Consider the following 1,102-nt stretch of genomic DNA (forward strand, 5'->3'; position numbering starts at 1 on the left):
GGCCTGGACGGCGGGCGTCTTCACCGGCGGCGGGGTCTGCGTGTCCCCGGAGGGGAGCTCCTTGAGCTGGCCGGCGTCGTAGGCGCGGCTGGTCGGCAGCACGGCCTGCGCGAATTCGCGGGACACGAGGCAGCGCCAGAAGCACAGCCAGGCGAGCCAGAAGCGGGCGAAGAACGACAGGGAGGCGGACGGGTCGGTCATCGGCCCCGGATAACAAAGCCGGAAGCCTTTGCAATTCGCCAATGCCTGAAATGCAAAGGGCCTCACGGTTTCCCGTGAGGCCCTTCGTTTCTTCATGGTGGAGGTGGACGGGATCGAACCGACGACCTTCGCATTGCGAACGCGACGCTCTCCCAACTGAGCTACACCCCCATACGGGGACTGCGTGCTGCCTGCTGCGCCTCGCGGGCGTTGGGTCCCGAGAAGTGAGTGGGCTAGTACCGGAGCCTTACCTTGCTGTCAAGCAGCTCGTTTCCAGCCCCAACCCTGCGATTGACGTGCCGCACTGTGGATGCCATAAAAACCGCCTTCCGGTACCGCATCCTTCCCGGCCAATTACCGGGCCCCCTTCTGGTTCATGTCCACCTCCCCATCGAAGACGTTGAGCCCCACCGAGCTCGCGAAGCTTGAGCATTCGTTCGCTTCCGACCCCTCGTCGGATGCGTACAAGCCCCTGGCGGAGGCGTACCTCGACCTGGGGCGCTTCATGGAAGCGATGGTCGTCTGCAAGAAGGGCGTCAAGGCGCACCCGACCGCGGCCGACCCCAGGCTCCTGCTGGCGCGCGTGTACGCGGCGCAGAACAAGGACAAGAAGGCGCTCGAAGAGGTGATGGGCGCGCTTCAGGTGCAGCCGGAGGACAAGGCCGCCCTGCGCATGGCGGGCGTGCTGCAGATCAAGGGCGGCGAGCAGGACACCGGCCGCGCCAACCTCCTCAAGGCCTACCAGGCGGACCCCGGCGATCCGGAGACCGTCACGCTCCTCCAGCAGTACAAGGTGGAGATCCCCCGCCCCGCGGCCCCCACGCCGGTGCTCGCGCCCGTGGCCGCGCCGCCTCCGGCCGCCGCTGAAGCGCCCGCCGCGGCGACCGTCCCCGTGGCGGCC

General features: G+C 68.0%; 1 protein-coding gene, 1 tRNA gene and 1 pseudogene. 1 reads left to right on the forward strand and 2 read right to left on the reverse strand.

Going from position 1 to position 1,102, the window contains the following annotated elements:
- Together D7X96_RS39085 and D7X96_RS39090 are read right to left on the reverse strand one after the other, a co-directional pair.
- A pseudogene (locus D7X96_RS39085) lies at positions 1-201 on the reverse strand (DUF2760 domain-containing protein); the annotation flags it as partial.
- Positions 202-296: 95 nt separating this feature from the next.
- Positions 297-372, reverse strand: a tRNA-Ala gene (locus tag D7X96_RS39090).
- Positions 373-577: 205 nt separating this feature from the next.
- Here D7X96_RS39090 and D7X96_RS39095 point away from each other — a divergent pair.
- Positions 578-1,102, forward strand: a 525-nt coding sequence (locus D7X96_RS39095; protein ID WP_368667115.1) for a tetratricopeptide repeat protein, incomplete at its 3' end; no start/stop codon positions are given.

This window comes from Corallococcus interemptor (assembly GCF_003668875.1).
GTDB classification, from domain to species: domain Bacteria; phylum Myxococcota; class Myxococcia; order Myxococcales; family Myxococcaceae; genus Corallococcus; species Corallococcus interemptor.